This window comes from Staphylococcus sp. MZ3, assembly GCF_018622755.1.
GTDB lineage: Bacteria > Bacillota > Bacilli > Staphylococcales > Staphylococcaceae > Staphylococcus > Staphylococcus aureus.
In genome coordinates, this window is record NZ_CP076026.1 from 585,384 (window position 1) to 601,918 (window position 16,535).

Consider the following 16,535-nt stretch of genomic DNA (forward strand, 5'->3'; position numbering starts at 1 on the left):
TTTTGGCAAAATTTAAGTGATACTTGTAAAATAGAACCTATTATGAGTATGATTTAAGAAAACGCTTGCAAAACTAATAACCGCAACTAGCGATATGGAGGAAACATGATGTCTTATAGCATTGGAATTGATTATGGAACTGCTTCAGGCCGTGTGTTTTTAATTAATACAACTAACGGTCAAGTAGTATCAAAATTTGTGAAACCATATACACATGGTGTCATTGAAAGTGAATTAAATGGTTTGAAAATACCACATACATATGCACTTCAAAATAGTAATGATTATTTAGAAATTATGGAAGAAGGAATATCATATATAGTACGTGAATCAAAAATAGATCCAGTCAATATAGTAGGTATTGGTATAGACTTTACTTCATCTACTATTATTTTTACTGACGAAAACCTTAACCCGGTACATAATTTAAAACAATTTAAAAACAATCCACATGCGTATGTGAAACTTTGGAAACATCATGGTGCATATAAAGAAGCAGAGAAATTATATCAAACTGCTATTGAAAATAATAATAAGTGGTTAGGCCATTATGGATATAATGTTAGTAGTGAATGGATGATTCCCAAAATAATGGAAGTCATGAATCGAGCACCAGAAATTATGGAAAAAACGGCTTATATTATGGAAGCGGGCGATTGGATTGTAAATAAATTAACTAATAAAAATGTACGCTCGAATTGTGGATTAGGTTTCAAAGCATTTTGGGAAGAAGAAACAGGGTTTCATTATGATTTATTTGATAAAATAGACCCCAAATTATCAAAAGTAATTCAAGATAAAGTATCTGCACCGGTTGTTAATATTGGTGAAGTAGTAGGGAAACTGGACGATAAAATGGCACAGAAATTAGGATTATCAAAAGAGACTATGGTAAGTCCTTTTATTATTGATGCCCATGCTAGTTTATTAGGTATTGGGTCTGAAAAAGATAAAGAAATGACTATGGTGATGGGAACAAGCACATGCCATCTTATGTTAAATGAAAAGCAACATCAAGTGCCAGGTATATCAGGTTCTGTAAAAGGAGCAATTATTCCAGAATTATTTGCTTATGAAGCGGGGCAATCAGCAGTAGGTGATTTGTTTGAGTATGTCGCTAAGCAAGCACCAAAGTCATATGTAGATGAAGCAGCAAATAGAAATATGACTGTATTTGAATTAATGAATGAAAAGATAAAACATCAAATGCCAGGTGAAAGTGGGCTCATTGCTCTTGATTGGCATAATGGAAATCGAAGTGTATTAAGTGATAGCAATTTAACAGGTTGTATCTTTGGATTAACTTTACAAACTAAGCATGAGGATATTTATAGAGCATATTTAGAAGCTACAGCATTTGGTACTAAGATGATTATGCAACAGTATCAAGATTGGCATATGGAAGTAGAAAAGGTATTTGCATGTGGCGGTATACCTAAAAAGAATGCTGTTATGATGGATATCTATGCGAATGTACTGAATAAAAAACTAATTGTTATGGATAGTGAGTATGCACCAGCAATAGGCGCAGCAATATTAGGTGCAGTCAGTGGTGGCGCACATAATTCAATTAATGATGCAGTTGATGCTATGAAAGAGCCAATTTTATACGAAATTAATCCAGAAGCGGAAAAAGTACAAAGGTATGAAACATTATTTAAAGCTTATAAGGCTTTACATGATATCCATGGTTATAAAAAAGCTAATATAATGAAAGATATCCAGAGTTTAAGAGTTGAGGGATAAAAAATTTAATTTGACAGTAATTAGCAATAATAAACGCTATAAATTACTAAAATCAATTAATACAACTAGAATTTCCATTTACAGAAACATCAGCAACATGTACATGTCATATATACAAGAAAGCGCTTTTATATTATAATTATTATGAAAATGAATATTATGTCCGCTTGTGACGGACTATAGCTATATAGAAGAGACAAAGGAGATATTTCTATGAAAAAAATTATGATTACTGGTGCATTAGGACAAATTGGTACAGAATTAGTTGTTAAGTGCAGAGAAATTTATGGGACAGATAATGTTCTTGCTACAGATATTAGGGAACCTGAAGCAGACTCACCTGTACAAAATGGACCATTTGAAATTTTAGACGTAACAGATCGTGACCGCATGTTTGAGTTAGTTAGGGACTTTGAAGCGGATAGTCTAATGCATATGGCAGCATTATTATCAGCAACTGCTGAGAAAAATCCAATTCTAGCTTGGGATTTAAATATGGGTGGATTAATGAATGCATTAGAAGCTGCAAGAACTTATAATTTGCACTTTTTCACACCAAGTTCAATTGGTGCATTTGGAGACTCAACTCCTAAAGTTAATACGCCACAAGTAACGATTCAGCAACCTACGACAATGTATGGTGTAAATAAAGTAGCTGGAGAATTATTGTGTCAATACTATTTCAAACGTTTTGGTGTAGATACAAGAAGTGTTAGATTCCCAGGTTTAATCTCGCATGTTAAAGAGCCAGGTGGCGGTACTACAGACTATGCTGTTGAAATATACTTCAAAGCAGTAAGAGAGGGTCATTATACAAGCTTCATAGATAAAGGCACGTATATGGATATGATGTATATGGATGATGCAATTGAAGCAATTATTAAACTTATGGAAGCAGACGACGCTAAATTAGAAACTAGAAATGGTTATAATTTGAGCGCAATGAGTTTTGATCCAGAGATGGTAAAAGAAGCAATTCAAGAATACTATCCCAATTTTACATTAGATTACGATGTTGATCCTATTAGACAAGGTATCGCTAATAGTTGGCCGGATTCTATTGATACAAGCTGTTCACGTGGCGAATGGGGATTTGATCCTAAATATGATTTAGCGAGCATGACTAAATTAATGTTAGAAGCTATTGAACAAAAAGATACTGTTAAAAATAATAACTAATCATTTCCATTCACTTTAATACACGGAATGATATTTTAAATTACTCTTTATTTTAATAAACTAGTGCATGAATTCTAATATTATTCATTATACTTATTGAATTCGCGAGCTTAGTTCATTTTAAAGTAAAGAGTTTTTTGTATGTAAAGTATATTAGTAAAACACAGATTACTTGTCTCTGTGAAATTAATACGTTTATACTAAAAGATATAGTCTTTCTAGAAAATCTGTTAATTAATTTTGAATTTTTAGAAAATTTATTGAACAGCAAAATATGGATTGTTATAATTTAAGTTAAACAAATTCTTATACAATATTATTAGGAGGCAATCACCATGTCACAAGCAGTTAAAGTTGAACGACGAGAAACATTAAAACAAAAACCAAATACATCTCAACTAGGTTTTGGTAAATATTTTACTGATTATATGTTGAGTTATGATTATGATGCAGATAAAGGATGGCATGATTTGAAGATAGTACCTTATGGTCCTATTGAAATTTCACCTGCTGCACAAGGTGTTCATTATGGTCAATCGGTATTCGAAGGATTAAAAGCATATAAAAGAGATGGGGAAGTTGCACTTTTCCGTCCTGAAGAAAATTTTAAGCGTCTTAATAACTCGTTAGCACGATTAGAAATGCCTCAAGTAGACGAAGCAGAATTGTTAGAGGGGCTAAAACAATTAGTTGATATTGAAAGAGATTGGATTCCTGAAGGGGAAGGTCAATCATTATATATTCGTCCATTTGTTTTTGCAACAGAAGGGGCACTTGGCGTTGGTGCATCACATCAGTATAAATTATTAATTATTTTATCTCCTTCAGGTGCATATTATGGTGGTGAAACTTTAAAACCAACTAAAATCTATGTAGAAGATGAATATGTGCGTGCTGTTCGTGGCGGTGTAGGCTTTGCAAAAGTTGCAGGTAACTATGCGGCAAGTTTATTAGCACAAACTAATGCAAATAAATTAGGTTATGACCAAGTATTATGGCTTGATGGTGTTGAACAGAAATATATCGAAGAAGTTGGTAGCATGAACATTTTCTTCGTTGAAAATGGCAAAGTAATTACACCAGAGTTGAATGGCAGTATTTTACCTGGTATTACACGTAAATCTATTATCGAATTAGCTAAAAACTTAGGATATGAAGTCGAAGAGCGCCGCGTTTCAATCGATGAATTATTCGAATCATATGATAAAGGTGAGTTAACAGAAGTATTTGGTAGTGGTACTGCAGCAGTTATTTCACCTGTGGGTACATTGAGATACGAAGATCGTGAAATCGTTATTAATAATAATGAGACTGGTGAAATTACTCAAAAATTATACGACGTCTATACTGGTATTCAAAATGGTACTTTAGAAGATAAAAATGGTTGGAGAGTCGTTGTACAAAATATTAATAAAAATTGAATATAATCATGAAAACAATATGCAAAAGTTAATCATGACTAAAATCCCTTTCAATGAAGCGAAGCATGGTAATAAATTAAGTTTACAATGTTTATTGTTAAGTATTGAAGGGGATTTCACTTATTATTATATTTAATTCAATATTTAAATAGAACAATACTACGAGTTCATTTTCAGGGGATAACGAATATCATAGAATCAGCATAATACGAAATAAATAAATAGGAGTATTGATATTAATGGAATGGATATTATTTGATAAAGATGGTACGTTAATTGAATTTGATAGAAGTTGGGAAAAAATAGGGGTACGATTTGTACAATCATTGCTTGAGACTTTCCCAGTACATAATAAAGAAGCTGCTTTAAGACAACTCGGTGTCATTAAAGAATCTATTGATCCAAAATCAGTGATGGGTTCAGGATCTTTACAACAAATTATCCAGGCATTTAATGATGTGACGGGACAAGATACAACCGACTGGTCCAAGTCAACAAGTCAAAAGCTGGTAGATGAACGTATTCCTGAAATTAATTGGGTAGAAGGTGTTAAAGAAGCACTTATCGATTTGAAAGCAAAAGGCTATCAACTTGGTATTGTTACGAGTGATACTAAAAAAGGTGTAGAACAATTTTTAGCACATACCAATGCTACCTCGTTGTTCGATTTGATCATTTCTACCGAAGCGGATGCCTATGAGAAGCCAAATCCTAAAGTATTATCGCCTTTATTTGAGCAATATAATGTAGATCCTCAGAAAGTAGCTATAGTAGGAGACACTGCTAATGATATGAAGACAGCAAGTAATGCAAATTTAGGTATGGCAATAGGTGTATTAACAGGTATTGCAACAAAAGAAGAATTACATGAAGCTGATATTATTTTAAATAGTGCGGCAGATATTTTAGAAGCTTTAAATTAAAAAGAAAGACATAGTGTATATGTGAATTAATGTATTCGATAGAATTGATAAAATAATCGATAATATCTATGGAATATACATTGAATATAAACATATACGCTATGTCTTTAGTCTTTTATCGTGTATCTACTTGTCGATATGTTTGAATAATTCGAGCAATTTTGTTTATCATAGGATTTAAAGATTCGGGGTCCTTATGGATATCATATTCATTAATATTGATACGTACAACTGGACATGCATTAAAGCTATTAATCCAATCGTCATAGCGTTTAAATAGCTTTTTCCAGTATTCAGGGTCTGTATTAATTTCCATTTCGCGACCACGTTCAATAATACGATCAATGACCTCATCATAGTTACATTCTAAATAAATCATTACATCAGGTTTAGGAAAATAAGGTGTCATGACCATGGCATTAAATAAGTCTGAATATGTTTTGAAATCTTCTTTACTCATTGTGCCTTCTTCTTCATGCATTTTTGCAAAAATATCAACATCTTCATAAATTGATCGATCTTGGACAAAGCCACCACCATATTCAAACATACGCTTTTGTTCTTTAAAACGTTCAGCTAAGAAGTAAATTTGCAAATGGAAACTCCATCGTTCAAAATCGCTGTAAAATTTATCTAAATATGGATTATGTTCGACATTTTCAAAAGACGTTTTAAAGTTTAATTTATCTGCAAGTGCTTGCGTTAGTGTTGATTTTCCAACACCAACTGTACCTGCAATGGTTATAATGGCATTTTGTGGAATACCGTAATTATTCATTGGTAATATCTCCTATCATAGGTAATATAATATGTAATATATCTTCGTAATCTTGTTCATTTTTAAGAAAATCAATAGAAGTTGTATCGATTAAAACTACATTTGAACCATTACTTTGTAAGGACTCATAATACTCACGATAATCTTTTTTTAACTTTAACAGATATTCATCTTCTATTTGATGCTCAAAACTACGGTTACGTTTAGCAATTCTAGATTTTAACACATCAAGGTCTGCATCTAAAAAGATAATCATATTCGGCATAATCATATCTTCAGTTAAAATATCATAAATTTTACTGAATTTCTGAAATTCAACAGAACTCAAAGTATTTTTAGCAAATATCTTATTTTTATGTATATGATAATCACTAACTACACCTTGATTTAGTTGTGTTACATCTTGAAATTGCTTATATCTATTGCATAAAAAGAACATTTCAGTTTGAAAACTCCATTTAGAGATATCTTCATAAAAGTCTGATAAAAATGGATTTTCTGTGATTATTTCTTTTTCTTCATAAAAATCTAAAGTTTGACTTAATTTGTGTGCAAGTGAAGATTTACCTACGCCAATAGGACCTTCAATTGCTATAAAAGGTTTGTTCATATTCACATCTCCAAATGTTAAAATAGACATTGAGTATTGTACCATAAGTGAGGTATCTGGACATAAATGACAAATGATATATATTTTATGACATTAGCGATTGAAGAAGCTAAAAAAGCAGCTCAACTAGGCGAAGTACCTATAGGTGCTATCATCACTAAAGATGATGAAGTTATCGCTAGAGCACATAATTTAAGAGAAACACTACAACAACCAACGGCGCATGCTGAACATATTGCAATTGAACGTGCAGCCAAAGTGTTAGGTAGTTGGCGTTTAGAACGTTGCACATTATATGTAACCTTAGAACCATGTGTCATGTGCGCAGGAACAATTGTAATGAGTCGCATTCCAAGAGTCGTCTATGGCGCAGATGATCCTAAAGGTGGTTGTAGTGGCAGTTTAATGAATTTATTGCAACAATCTAATTTTAATCATCGTGCAATTGTTGATAAAGGTGTACTTAAAGAAGCATGTAGCACATTATTAACAACATTTTTTAAAAACTTAAGAGCCAATAAGAAATCCACCAATTAGACGATAGTACATACTAATTAAAATTTGTTAGAATTACATTATATGATAAATTAATGACAATATAAATGTTAATAGAAAAGTATGTGCGCTGAGTATATATTCTTATGTAAGAACAAGATTTTAAATTTACGAAACGAGGTAACATAATGATAAAACTAATAGCCACTGATATGGATGGCACGCTACTTAATGCAGCACATGAAATTTCTCAACCTAATATTGATGCGATTAAATACGCTCAAGAACAAGGGATAACGGTTGTTATCGCGACAGGTCGAGCATTTTATGAAGCACAAGCACCAGTTGCTGACACAGATTTAACAGTACCATATATTTGTTTGAATGGTGCTGAAGTACGTGATGAAACTTTCAATGTAATGAGCACTTCACACCTTAATAAATCGTTAGTACACAAAATTACAAATGTTTTAAAAGATGCAGGTATTTATTATCAAGTATACACGAGTCGTGCGATTTATACTGAAAATCCACAAAGAGATTTAGACATTTACATAGATATTGCTGAGCGTGCAGGTCAACATGCAAACGTTGAGCGTATTAAAAATGGTATTCAAAGACGCATAGATAATGGTACGTTGAAAGTTGTTGATAATTATGATGCTATTGAAAACATACCTGGTGAATTAATTATGAAAATATTAGCATTTGATGGAAATTTAGAAAAAATTGACAAAGCTAGTAAAATTTTAGCTGAATCTCCGAATTTAGCTATATCATCATCTTCGAGAGGAAATATAGAAATAACGCATTCAGATGCACAAAAAGGTATTGCGCTAGAAACAATTGCCGAAAGATTAGGGATTGAAATGAAAGATGTCATGGCAATAGGTGACAATTTAAATGACTTATCAATGTTAGAGAAAGTTGGTTATCCAGTTGCGATGGAAAATGGTGCAGAAGAAGTTAAAAAAATAGCGAAATATGTCACAGATACGAATGAAAATAGTGGTGTTGGAAAAGCTATTATGAAATTATTACGTGAACAACAAGTTTAATAAAAAAGAGGGGTCAAATATGAAAGGATTAATTATTATTGGCAGTGCACAAGTGAATTCACATACAAGTGCACTAGCAAGATACTTAACTGAGCATTTTAAAACACATGATATTGAAGCGGAAATATTCGATTTAGCAGAAAAGCCGTTAAATCAATTAGATTTTTCAGGAACAACACCGTCTATTGATGAAATCAAACAAAATATGAAAGATTTAAAAGAGAAAGCAATGGCGGCGGACTTTTTAATATTAGGAACGCCAAACTATCATGGTTCATATTCTGGAATATTGAAAAATGCATTAGATCATCTAAATATGGATTATTTTAAAATGAAACCTGTAGGCTTAATAGGAAATAGTGGTGGTATTGTTAGTTCAGAGCCATTGTCACATTTAAGAGTAATCGTCAGAAGTTTACTAGGCATTGCTGTACCAACTCAAATTGCAACACATGATTCTGATTTTGCTAAAAATGAAGATGGTTCATATTACTTAAATGATAGTGAATTCCAATTACGAGCAAGATTATTTGTCGATCAAATTGTATCTTTTGTGAATAATAGTCCATATGAACATTTAAAATAATATTAAAAAAATGTAAATATACATTAAAAATAGGTATGTAGCTTAAGGTATTTCATTGAGAATGCTTTTAAGTCACATGCCTATTTTTTGTTCTAATGCACCAATAGTAAGCCTTTGAGATTACTGTTGCGAGCAATGTTATTAATTAAAATAAGATGTAATAGCGAATTGAAAACAAGCTTAGATTAAAAGTGAGTTTTAAAAATATAGATAAATAATTTAAAACAATTAAAGAAAAAAAGTATTAAAAATTGCAATTCTTAAACTGTGATTCATATTAATATTTGTGGCAAATAACATTGTAAAATAAAGAAAAATAATTAAAGTATTGCACTTTATTGAAATTTATATTACGATAGTAATGCAGAAATTTATATATGCAAAATATTATATTTATCAAATTTTGATATTTTAAAGGAGTATTATTAAATGAATAATAAAAAGACAGCAACAAATAGAAAAGGCATGATATCAAATCGATTAAACAAATTTTCGATAAGAAAGTATTCTGTAGGTACTGCTTCAATTTTAGTAGGGACAACATTGATTTTTGGGTTAAGTGGTCATGAAGCTAAAGCGGCAGAACATACGAATGGAGAATTAAATCAATCAAAAAATGAAACGACAGCTCCAAGTGAGAATAAAACAACTGAAAAAGTTGATAGTCGTCAACTAAAAGATAATACGCAAACTGCAACTGCAGATCAGCCTAAAGTGACAATGAGTGATAGTGCAACAGTTAAAGAAACTAGTAGTAACATGCAATCACCACAAAACACTACAGCTAATCAATCTACTACACAAACTAGCAATGTAACAACAAATGATAAATCAGCAACTACATATAGTAACGAGACTAGTAAAAGCAATTTAACGCAGGCAAAAGACGTTTCAACTAAGCCTAAAACAACAACTATTAAACCAAGAACATTAAACCGTATGGCAGTGAATACTGTTGCAGCACCACAACAAGGTACAAATGTTAATGATAAAGTACATTTTAAGAATATTGATATTGCGATTGATAAAGGACATGTTAATAAAGATACTGGTAAAACTGAATTTTGGGCAACTTCAAGTGATGTTTTAAAATTAAAAGCAAATTATACAATCGATGATTCTGTTAAAGAGGGCGATACATTTACTTTTAAATATGGTCAATATTTCCGTCCAGGATCAGTAAGATTACCATCGAAAACACAAAATTTATATAATGCTCAAGGTAACATTATTGCTAAAGGTATTTATGATAGTGCAACAAATTCAACAACATATACATTTACAAACTATGTTGATCAATATACAAATATTAGTGGTAGTATTGAACAAGTTTCATTTGCCAAACGTGAAAATGCAACAACTGATAAAACTGCTTATAAAATGGAAGTTACATTAGGAAACGACTCTTATAGTAAAGAAGTTATTGTCGATTATGGTAATAAAAAAGCACAACCGCTTATTTCAAGTACAAATTATATCAACAATGAAGATTTGTCACGAAATATGACTGCATATGTAAATCAACCTAAAAATACATATACTAAACAAACGTTTGTTACTAATTTAACTGGATATAAATTTAATCCAAATGCAAAAAACTTCAAAATATACGAAGTGACTAACCAAAATCAGTTTGTGGATAGTTTCACACCAGATACTTCAAAACTTACAGATGTTACTGATCAATTCGATATTAATTATAGTAATGATAATAAAACAGCTACAGTCGATTTAATGAAAGGCCAAAAAAGTAGTAATAAACAATACATCATTCAACAAGTTGCTTATCCAGATAATAGTTCAACAGATAATGGGAAAATTGATTATACTTTAGACACTGACAAAACTAAATATAGTTGGTCAAATAGTTATTCAAATGTGAATGGCTCATCAACTGCAAATGGCGATCAAAAAAAATACAATCTTGGTGATTATGTTTGGGAAGATACAAATAAAGATGGTAAACAAGATGCTAACGAAAAGGGTATTAAAGGCGTGTATGTCATTCTTAAAGATAGCAATGGTAAAGAATTAGATCGTACGACAACAGATGAAAATGGTAAATATCAGTTCACAGGTTTAAGCAATGGAACATATAGTGTAGAATTTTCAACACCAGCCGGTTATACACCAACAACTGCAAATGCAGGTACAGATGACGCAATAGATTCTGATGGACTAACTACAACAGGTGTCATTAAAGATGCTGACAACATGACATTAGACAGTGGATTCTATAAAACACCAAAATACAGTTTAGGTGATTATGTTTGGTATGACAGTAATAAAGATGGTAAACAAGATTCGACTGAAAAAGGAATTAAAGGTGTTAAAGTTACATTGCAAAATGAAAAAGGCGAAGTAATTGGTACAACTGAAACAGATTCAAATGGTAAATATCGTTTTGATAATTTAGATAGTGGTAAATACAAAGTTATCTTTGAAAAGCCTGCTGGCTTAACTCAAACAGGTACAAATACAACTGAAGATGATAAAGATGCTGATGGTGGCGAAGTTGACGTAACAATTACGGATCATGATGATTTCACACTAGATAATGGCTACTACGAAGAAGAAACATCAGATAGCGACTCAGATTCAGACAGCGATTCAGATTCAGACAGCGATTCAGATTCAGACAGCGACTCAGACTCAGATAGCGATTCGGACTCAGATAGCGATTCAGACTCAGACAGCGATTCAGATTCAGATAGTGATTCAGATTCAGATAGCGATTCAGATTCAGATAGCGATTCAGACTCAGATAGCGACTCAGACTCAGATAGCGACTCAGACTCAGATAGTGATTCAGATTCAGATAGCGATTCGGACTCAGATAGCGATTCAGACTCAGATAGCGACTCAGACTCAGACAGCGATTCAGATTCAGATAGTGACTCAGACTCAGACAGTGACTCAGACTCAGATAGTGATTCCGACTCAGATAGCGACTCAGATTCAGATAGCGATTCAGACTCAGATAGCGACTCAGATTCAGACAGCGATTCAGACAGTGACTCAGATAGCGACTCAGATGCAGGTAAACATATACCGGCTAAACCAATGAGTACGGTTAAAGATCATCACAACAAAGCTAAAGCATTACCAGAAACAGGTAGTGAAAATAATAATTCAAATAATGGCACATTATTCGGTGGATTATTTGCGGCATTAGGTTCATTATTACTATTCGGTCGTCGTAAAAAACAAAATAAATAATATGATTAACTTAACCAGGTCCTTGTGACCTGGTTTTTCTGTTTAGAAATTACCAGATATAAATCAAAAAGATTTAAAAAATTAGATACAATTTAATTCGTTATAGCAGTGTAATTGTTTATGAATTAGAAAAGCCAAAATATTAATTTCAAGGGTAGATAATGCTATTTTTTATGATAATTAAATAAAGATTACAAAACTCATAAAAATTTTTATTTAAACACAAATATTAAATAACGTTTTACGATAAAGAAAAATAATTAAAGTATTGCGCTTTATCTAAAAATGTAATACTATATTGATATACATTTTTGTATTTAAAACAATTGTATTATTTAAAAATTTGATGAATTAGGAGTAATCTAATGCTAAACAGAGAAAATAAAACGGCAATGACAAGAAAAGGCATGGTATCCAATCGATTAAATAAATTTTCGATTAGAAAGTACACAGTGGGAACAGCATCAATTTTAGTAGGTACAACATTAATTTTTGGTCTGGGGAACCAAGAAGCAAAGGCTGCAGAAAGTACCAATAAAGAATTGAATGAAACAACAACTTCAGCAAGTGATAATCAATCGAATAGTAAAGTTGATAACCAGCAACTAAATCAAGAAGACAATACTAAAAATGATAATCAAAAAGAAATGGAATCATCTCAAGGTACTGAAACGACTTCGAATGACAATAAAGCTCTATCATTAGAAAATGGAAGTGTACAATCTACTACTGGAAATAAAGTTGAAGTTTCAACTGCCAAATCAGATGAGCAAGCTCCACCAAAATCTACGAATGAAGATTTAAACACTAAACAAACTATAAGTAATCAAGAAGCGTTACAACCTGATTTGCAAGAGAATAAATCAGTGGTAAATGTTCAACCAACTAATGAGGAAAACAAAAAGGTAGATGCGAAAACTGAATCAACTACATTAAATGTTAAAAGTGATGCTATCAAGAGTAATGCTGAAACTCTTGTTGATAACAATAGTAACTCAAATAATGAAAATAATGCAGATATCATTTTGCCAAAAAGTACAGCACCTAAACGTTTGAATACAAGAATGCGTATGGCAGCAATACAACCAAACTCAACAGATTCTAAAAATGTTAATGATTTAATCACATCAAATACAACATTAACTGTCGTTGATGCAGATAATAGCAAAACGATTGTACCAGCCCAAGATTATTTATCATTAAAATCACAAATTACAGTTGATGACAAAGTTAAATCAGGTGATTATTTCACAATTAAATACTCAGATACAGTACAAGTATATGGATTGAATCCGGAAGATATTAAAAATATTGGTGATATTAAAGATCCAAATAATGGTGAAACAATTGCGACTGCAAAACATGATACTGCAAATAATTTAATTACATATACATTTACAGATTATGTTGATCGATTTAATTCAGTAAAAATGGGTATTAATTACTCAATTTATATGGATGCAGATACAATTCCTGTTGACAAGAAAGATGTTCCTTTTAGTGTAACTATTGGAAATCAAATTACAACTACAACAGCAGATATCACTTATCCGGCTTATAAAGAAGCTGACAATAATTCAATAGGATCAGCTTTTACAGAGACAGTTTCTCATGTAGGAAATGTTGAAGACCCTGGTTACTATAACCAGGTAGTATATGTTAATCCTATGGATAAGGATTTAAAAGGTGCTAAGTTAAAAGTTGAAGCGTACCATCCGAAATATCCAACTAATATTGGTCAAATTAATCAAAATGTTACAAATATAAAAATATATCGTGTTCCTGAAGGATATACATTGAATAAAGGATATGACGTTAATACTAATGATTTGGTAGACGTAACTGATGAATTTAAAAATAAAATGACGTATGGATCAAATCAAAGTGTTAATCTTGATTTTGGTGATATTACATCAGCATATGTTGTAATGGTTAATACAAAATTCCAATATACAAATAGCGAAAGCCCAACACTTGTTCAAATGGCTACTTTATCTTCAACAGGTAATAAATCCGTTTCTACTGGCAATGCTTTAGGATTTACTAATAACCAAAGTGGCGGAGCTGGTCAAGAAGTATATAAAATTGGTAACTACGTATGGGAAGATACTAATAAAAACGGTGTTCAAGAATTAGGAGAAAAAGGCGTTGGCAATGTAACTGTAACTGTATTTGATAATAATACAAATACAAAAGTAGGAGAAGCAGTTACTAAAGAAGATGGGTCATACTTGATTCCAAACTTACCTAATGGAGATTACCGTGTAGAATTTTCAAACTTACCAAAAGGTTATGAAGTAACCCCTTCAAAACAAGGTAATAACGAAGAATTAGATTCAAACGGCTTATCTTCAGTTATTACAGTTAATGGCAAAGATAACTTATCTGCAGACTTAGGTATTTACAAACCTAAATACAACTTAGGTGACTATGTCTGGGAAGATACAAATAAAAATGGTATCCAAGACCAAGATGAAAAAGGTATATCTGGCGTAACGGTAACATTAAAAGATGAAAACGGTAACGTGTTAAAAACAGTTACAACAGACGCAGATGGCAAATATAAATTTACTGATTTAGATAATGGTAATTATAAAGTTGAATTTACTACACCAGAAGGCTATACACCGACTACAGTAACATCTGGTAGCGACATTGAAAAAGACTCTAATGGTTTAACAACAACAGGTGTTATTAATGGTGCTGATAACATGACATTAGATAGTGGATTCTACAAAACACCAAAATATAATTTAGGTAATTATGTATGGGAAGATACAAATAAAGATGGTAAGCAGGATTCAACTGAAAAAGGTATTTCAGGCGTAACAGTTACATTGAAAAATGAAAACGGTGAAGTTTTACAAACAACTAAAACAGATAAAGATGGTAAATATCAATTTACTGGATTAGAAAATGGAACTTATAAAGTTGAATTCGAAACACCATCAGGTTACACACCAACACAAGTAGGTTCAGGAACTGATGAAGGTATAGATTCAAATGGTACATCAACAACAGGTGTCATTAAAGATAAAGATAACGATACTATTGACTCTGGTTTCTACAAACCGACTTACAACTTAGGTGACTATGTATGGGAAGATACAAATAAAAACGGTGTTCAAGATAAAGATGAAAAGGGCATTTCAGGTGTAACAGTTACGTTAAAAGATGAAAACGACAAAGTTTTAAAAACAGTTACAACAGATGAAAATGGTAAATATCAATTCACTGATTTAAACAATGGAACTTATAAAGTTGAATTCGAGACACCATCAGGTTATACACCAACTTCAGTAACTTCTGGAAATGATACTGAAAAAGATTCTAATGGTTTAACAACAACAGGTGTCATTAAAGATGCAGATAACATGACATTAGACAGTGGTTTCTATAAAACACCAAAATATAGTTTAGGTGATTATGTTTGGTACGACAGTAATAAAGACGGCAAACAAGATTCAACTGAAAAAGGTATCAAAGATGTTAAAGTTACTTTATTAAATGAAAAAGGCGAAGTAATTGGAACAACTAAAACAGATGAAAATGGTAAATACCGCTTTGATAATTTAGATAGCGGTAAATACAAAGTTATTTTTGAAAAGCCTGCTGGCTTAACACAAACAGGTACAAATACAACTGAAGATGATAAAGATGCAGATGGTGGCGAAGTTGACGTAACAATTACGGATCATGATGATTTCACACTTGATAATGGCTACTACGAAGAAGAAACATCAGATAGCGACTCAGATTCGGACAGCGACTCAGATTCGGACAGCGACTCAGATTCAGACAGAGACTCAGATTCAGACAGAGACTCAGACTCAGATAGTGATTCAGACTCAGATAGTGATTCAGACTCAGATAGCGACTCAGATTCAGATAGCGACTCAGATAGCGACTCAGACTCAGACAGCGACTCAGATTCAGACAGCGACTCAGACTCGGATAGCGATTCAGATTCAGACAGTGATTCAGATTCAGACAGCGACTCAGACTCGGATAGCGATTCAGATTCAGACAGTGATTCAGATTCAGACAGCGATTCGGATTCAGACAGCGACTCAGACTCGGATAGCGACTCAGACTCAGATAGCGACTCAGATTCAGATAGTGACTCAGACTCAGACAGTGATTCAGACTCAGATAGCGACTCAGACTCAGACAGCGATTCAGATTCAGATAGCGACTCAGATTCAGATGCAGGAAAACATACACCTGTTAAACCAATGAGTGCTACTAAAGACCATGACAATAAAGCGAAAGCATTACCAGAAACAGGTAATGAAAATAGCGGCTCAAATAACGCAACGTTATTTGGCGGATTATTCGCAGCATTAGGATCATTATTGTTATTCGGTCGTCGTAAAAAACAAAATAAATAATACAGCTTATACCAGGTCCGTGAGGCCTGGTTTTTATTTCAAAATTTATGAAATGTATCTTATGTTTGAGATTAAATAGTGCAATTTTTAAAAAATATAACATAAATCAACATAAATTTAATTCATCTT

At 32.2% G+C, this 16,535-nt stretch carries 11 protein-coding genes; 9 read left to right on the forward strand and 2 right to left on the reverse strand.

The window, feature by feature from the left end:
• Nucleotides 1-108 precede the first annotated feature (108 nt).
• The 4 genes from KI230_RS02710 (at nt 109) to KI230_RS02725 (ending at nt 5,269) form a co-directional block, all read left to right on the forward strand.
• On the forward strand, nt 109-1,746 hold the full coding sequence (locus KI230_RS02710) for a ribulokinase (protein ID WP_000122354.1): 1,638 nt from the start codon (nt 109-111) through the stop codon (nt 1,744-1,746).
• Between the two features lie 213 nt (nt 1,747-1,959).
• A complete protein-coding gene (locus KI230_RS02715; RefSeq protein WP_000723301.1) occupies nt 1,960-2,925 on the forward strand; it encodes an NAD-dependent epimerase/dehydratase family protein in 966 nt (321 codons plus the stop codon).
• 335 nt (nt 2,926-3,260) lie between these two features.
• Nucleotides 3,261-4,346 carry a branched-chain amino acid aminotransferase gene (locus KI230_RS02720; RefSeq protein WP_000076037.1) on the forward strand — a complete coding sequence of 362 codons (1,086 nt, stop codon included), beginning with the start codon at nt 3,261-3,263 and terminating at the stop codon, nt 4,344-4,346.
• A 239-nt stretch (nt 4,347-4,585) separates the two neighbouring features.
• The gene (locus KI230_RS02725) at nt 4,586-5,269 is read left to right on the forward strand and encodes an HAD family hydrolase (RefSeq protein WP_000454784.1); all 684 of its coding nucleotides are present in this window, start codon (nt 4,586-4,588) and stop codon (nt 5,267-5,269) included.
• Between the two features lie 115 nt (nt 5,270-5,384).
• On the opposite strand, the gene KI230_RS02730 is transcribed toward KI230_RS02725, so the two are convergent.
• Both KI230_RS02730 and KI230_RS02735 read right to left on the reverse strand, forming a co-directional pair.
• Nucleotides 5,385-6,047 (reverse strand): deoxynucleoside kinase, encoded by a 663-nt coding sequence (locus KI230_RS02730; protein WP_001067262.1) that lies wholly within the window; start codon nt 6,045-6,047, stop codon nt 5,385-5,387.
• Entirely contained in the window at nt 6,040-6,657 is a 618-nt protein-coding gene (locus KI230_RS02735) for a deoxynucleoside kinase (RefSeq protein ID WP_001039519.1), read from the reverse strand. The genes KI230_RS02730 and KI230_RS02735 overlap by 8 nt, the downstream gene beginning before the upstream one ends.
• 66 nt (nt 6,658-6,723) lie before the next feature.
• Here KI230_RS02735 and tadA point away from each other — a divergent pair, with 66 nt between their 5' ends.
• From tadA to sdrD, 5 genes are all read left to right on the forward strand, one after another.
• Nucleotides 6,724-7,194 (forward strand): tRNA adenosine(34) deaminase TadA, encoded by a 471-nt coding sequence (gene tadA, locus KI230_RS02740; protein ID WP_045176464.1) that lies wholly within the window; start codon nt 6,724-6,726, stop codon nt 7,192-7,194.
• Between the two features lie 146 nt (nt 7,195-7,340).
• A complete protein-coding gene (locus KI230_RS02745; protein WP_000593372.1) occupies nt 7,341-8,210 on the forward strand; it encodes a Cof-type HAD-IIB family hydrolase in 870 nt (289 codons plus the stop codon).
• Nucleotides 8,211-8,229: 19 nt separating this feature from the next.
• On the forward strand, nt 8,230-8,796 hold the full coding sequence (locus tag KI230_RS02750) for an NADPH-dependent FMN reductase (protein ID WP_000677261.1): 567 nt from the start codon (nt 8,230-8,232) through the stop codon (nt 8,794-8,796).
• A gap of 429 nt (nt 8,797-9,225) precedes the next feature.
• Entirely contained in the window at nt 9,226-12,015 is a 2,790-nt protein-coding gene (locus tag KI230_RS02755; RefSeq protein WP_053520981.1) for an SdrD B-like domain-containing protein, read from the forward strand.
• A 365-nt stretch (nt 12,016-12,380) separates the two neighbouring features.
• Nucleotides 12,381-16,406, forward strand: a complete 4,026-nt coding sequence (gene sdrD / locus KI230_RS02760) for an MSCRAMM family adhesin SdrD (protein WP_214958313.1) — start codon at nt 12,381-12,383, stop codon at nt 16,404-16,406.
• Nucleotides 16,407-16,535: the final 129 nt, after the last annotated feature.

Bases quoted from the DNA above. Each gene is read 5' to 3' on its own strand.
- KI230_RS02710 (WP_000122354.1), top strand. From the start codon at position 109: ATGTCTTATAGCATTGGAATTGATTATGGAACTGCTTCAGGCCGTGTG.
- KI230_RS02715 (WP_000723301.1), top strand. From the start codon at position 1,960: ATGAAAAAAATTATGATTACTGGTGCATTAGGACAAATTGGTACAGAA.
- KI230_RS02720 (WP_000076037.1), top strand. From the start codon at position 3,261: ATGTCACAAGCAGTTAAAGTTGAACGACGAGAAACATTAAAACAAAAA.
- KI230_RS02725 (WP_000454784.1), top strand. From the start codon at position 4,586: ATGGAATGGATATTATTTGATAAAGATGGTACGTTAATTGAATTTGAT.
- KI230_RS02730 (WP_001067262.1), bottom strand. From the start codon at position 6,047: ATGAATAATTACGGTATTCCACAAAATGCCATTATAACCATTGCAGGT.
- KI230_RS02735 (WP_001039519.1), bottom strand. From the start codon at position 6,657: ATGAACAAACCTTTTATAGCAATTGAAGGTCCTATTGGCGTAGGTAAA.
- tadA (WP_045176464.1), top strand. From the start codon at position 6,724: ATGACAAATGATATATATTTTATGACATTAGCGATTGAAGAAGCTAAA.
- KI230_RS02745 (WP_000593372.1), top strand. From the start codon at position 7,341: ATGATAAAACTAATAGCCACTGATATGGATGGCACGCTACTTAATGCA.
- KI230_RS02750 (WP_000677261.1), top strand. From the start codon at position 8,230: ATGAAAGGATTAATTATTATTGGCAGTGCACAAGTGAATTCACATACA.
- KI230_RS02755 (WP_053520981.1), top strand. From the start codon at position 9,226: ATGAATAATAAAAAGACAGCAACAAATAGAAAAGGCATGATATCAAAT.
- sdrD (WP_214958313.1), top strand. From the start codon at position 12,381: ATGCTAAACAGAGAAAATAAAACGGCAATGACAAGAAAAGGCATGGTA.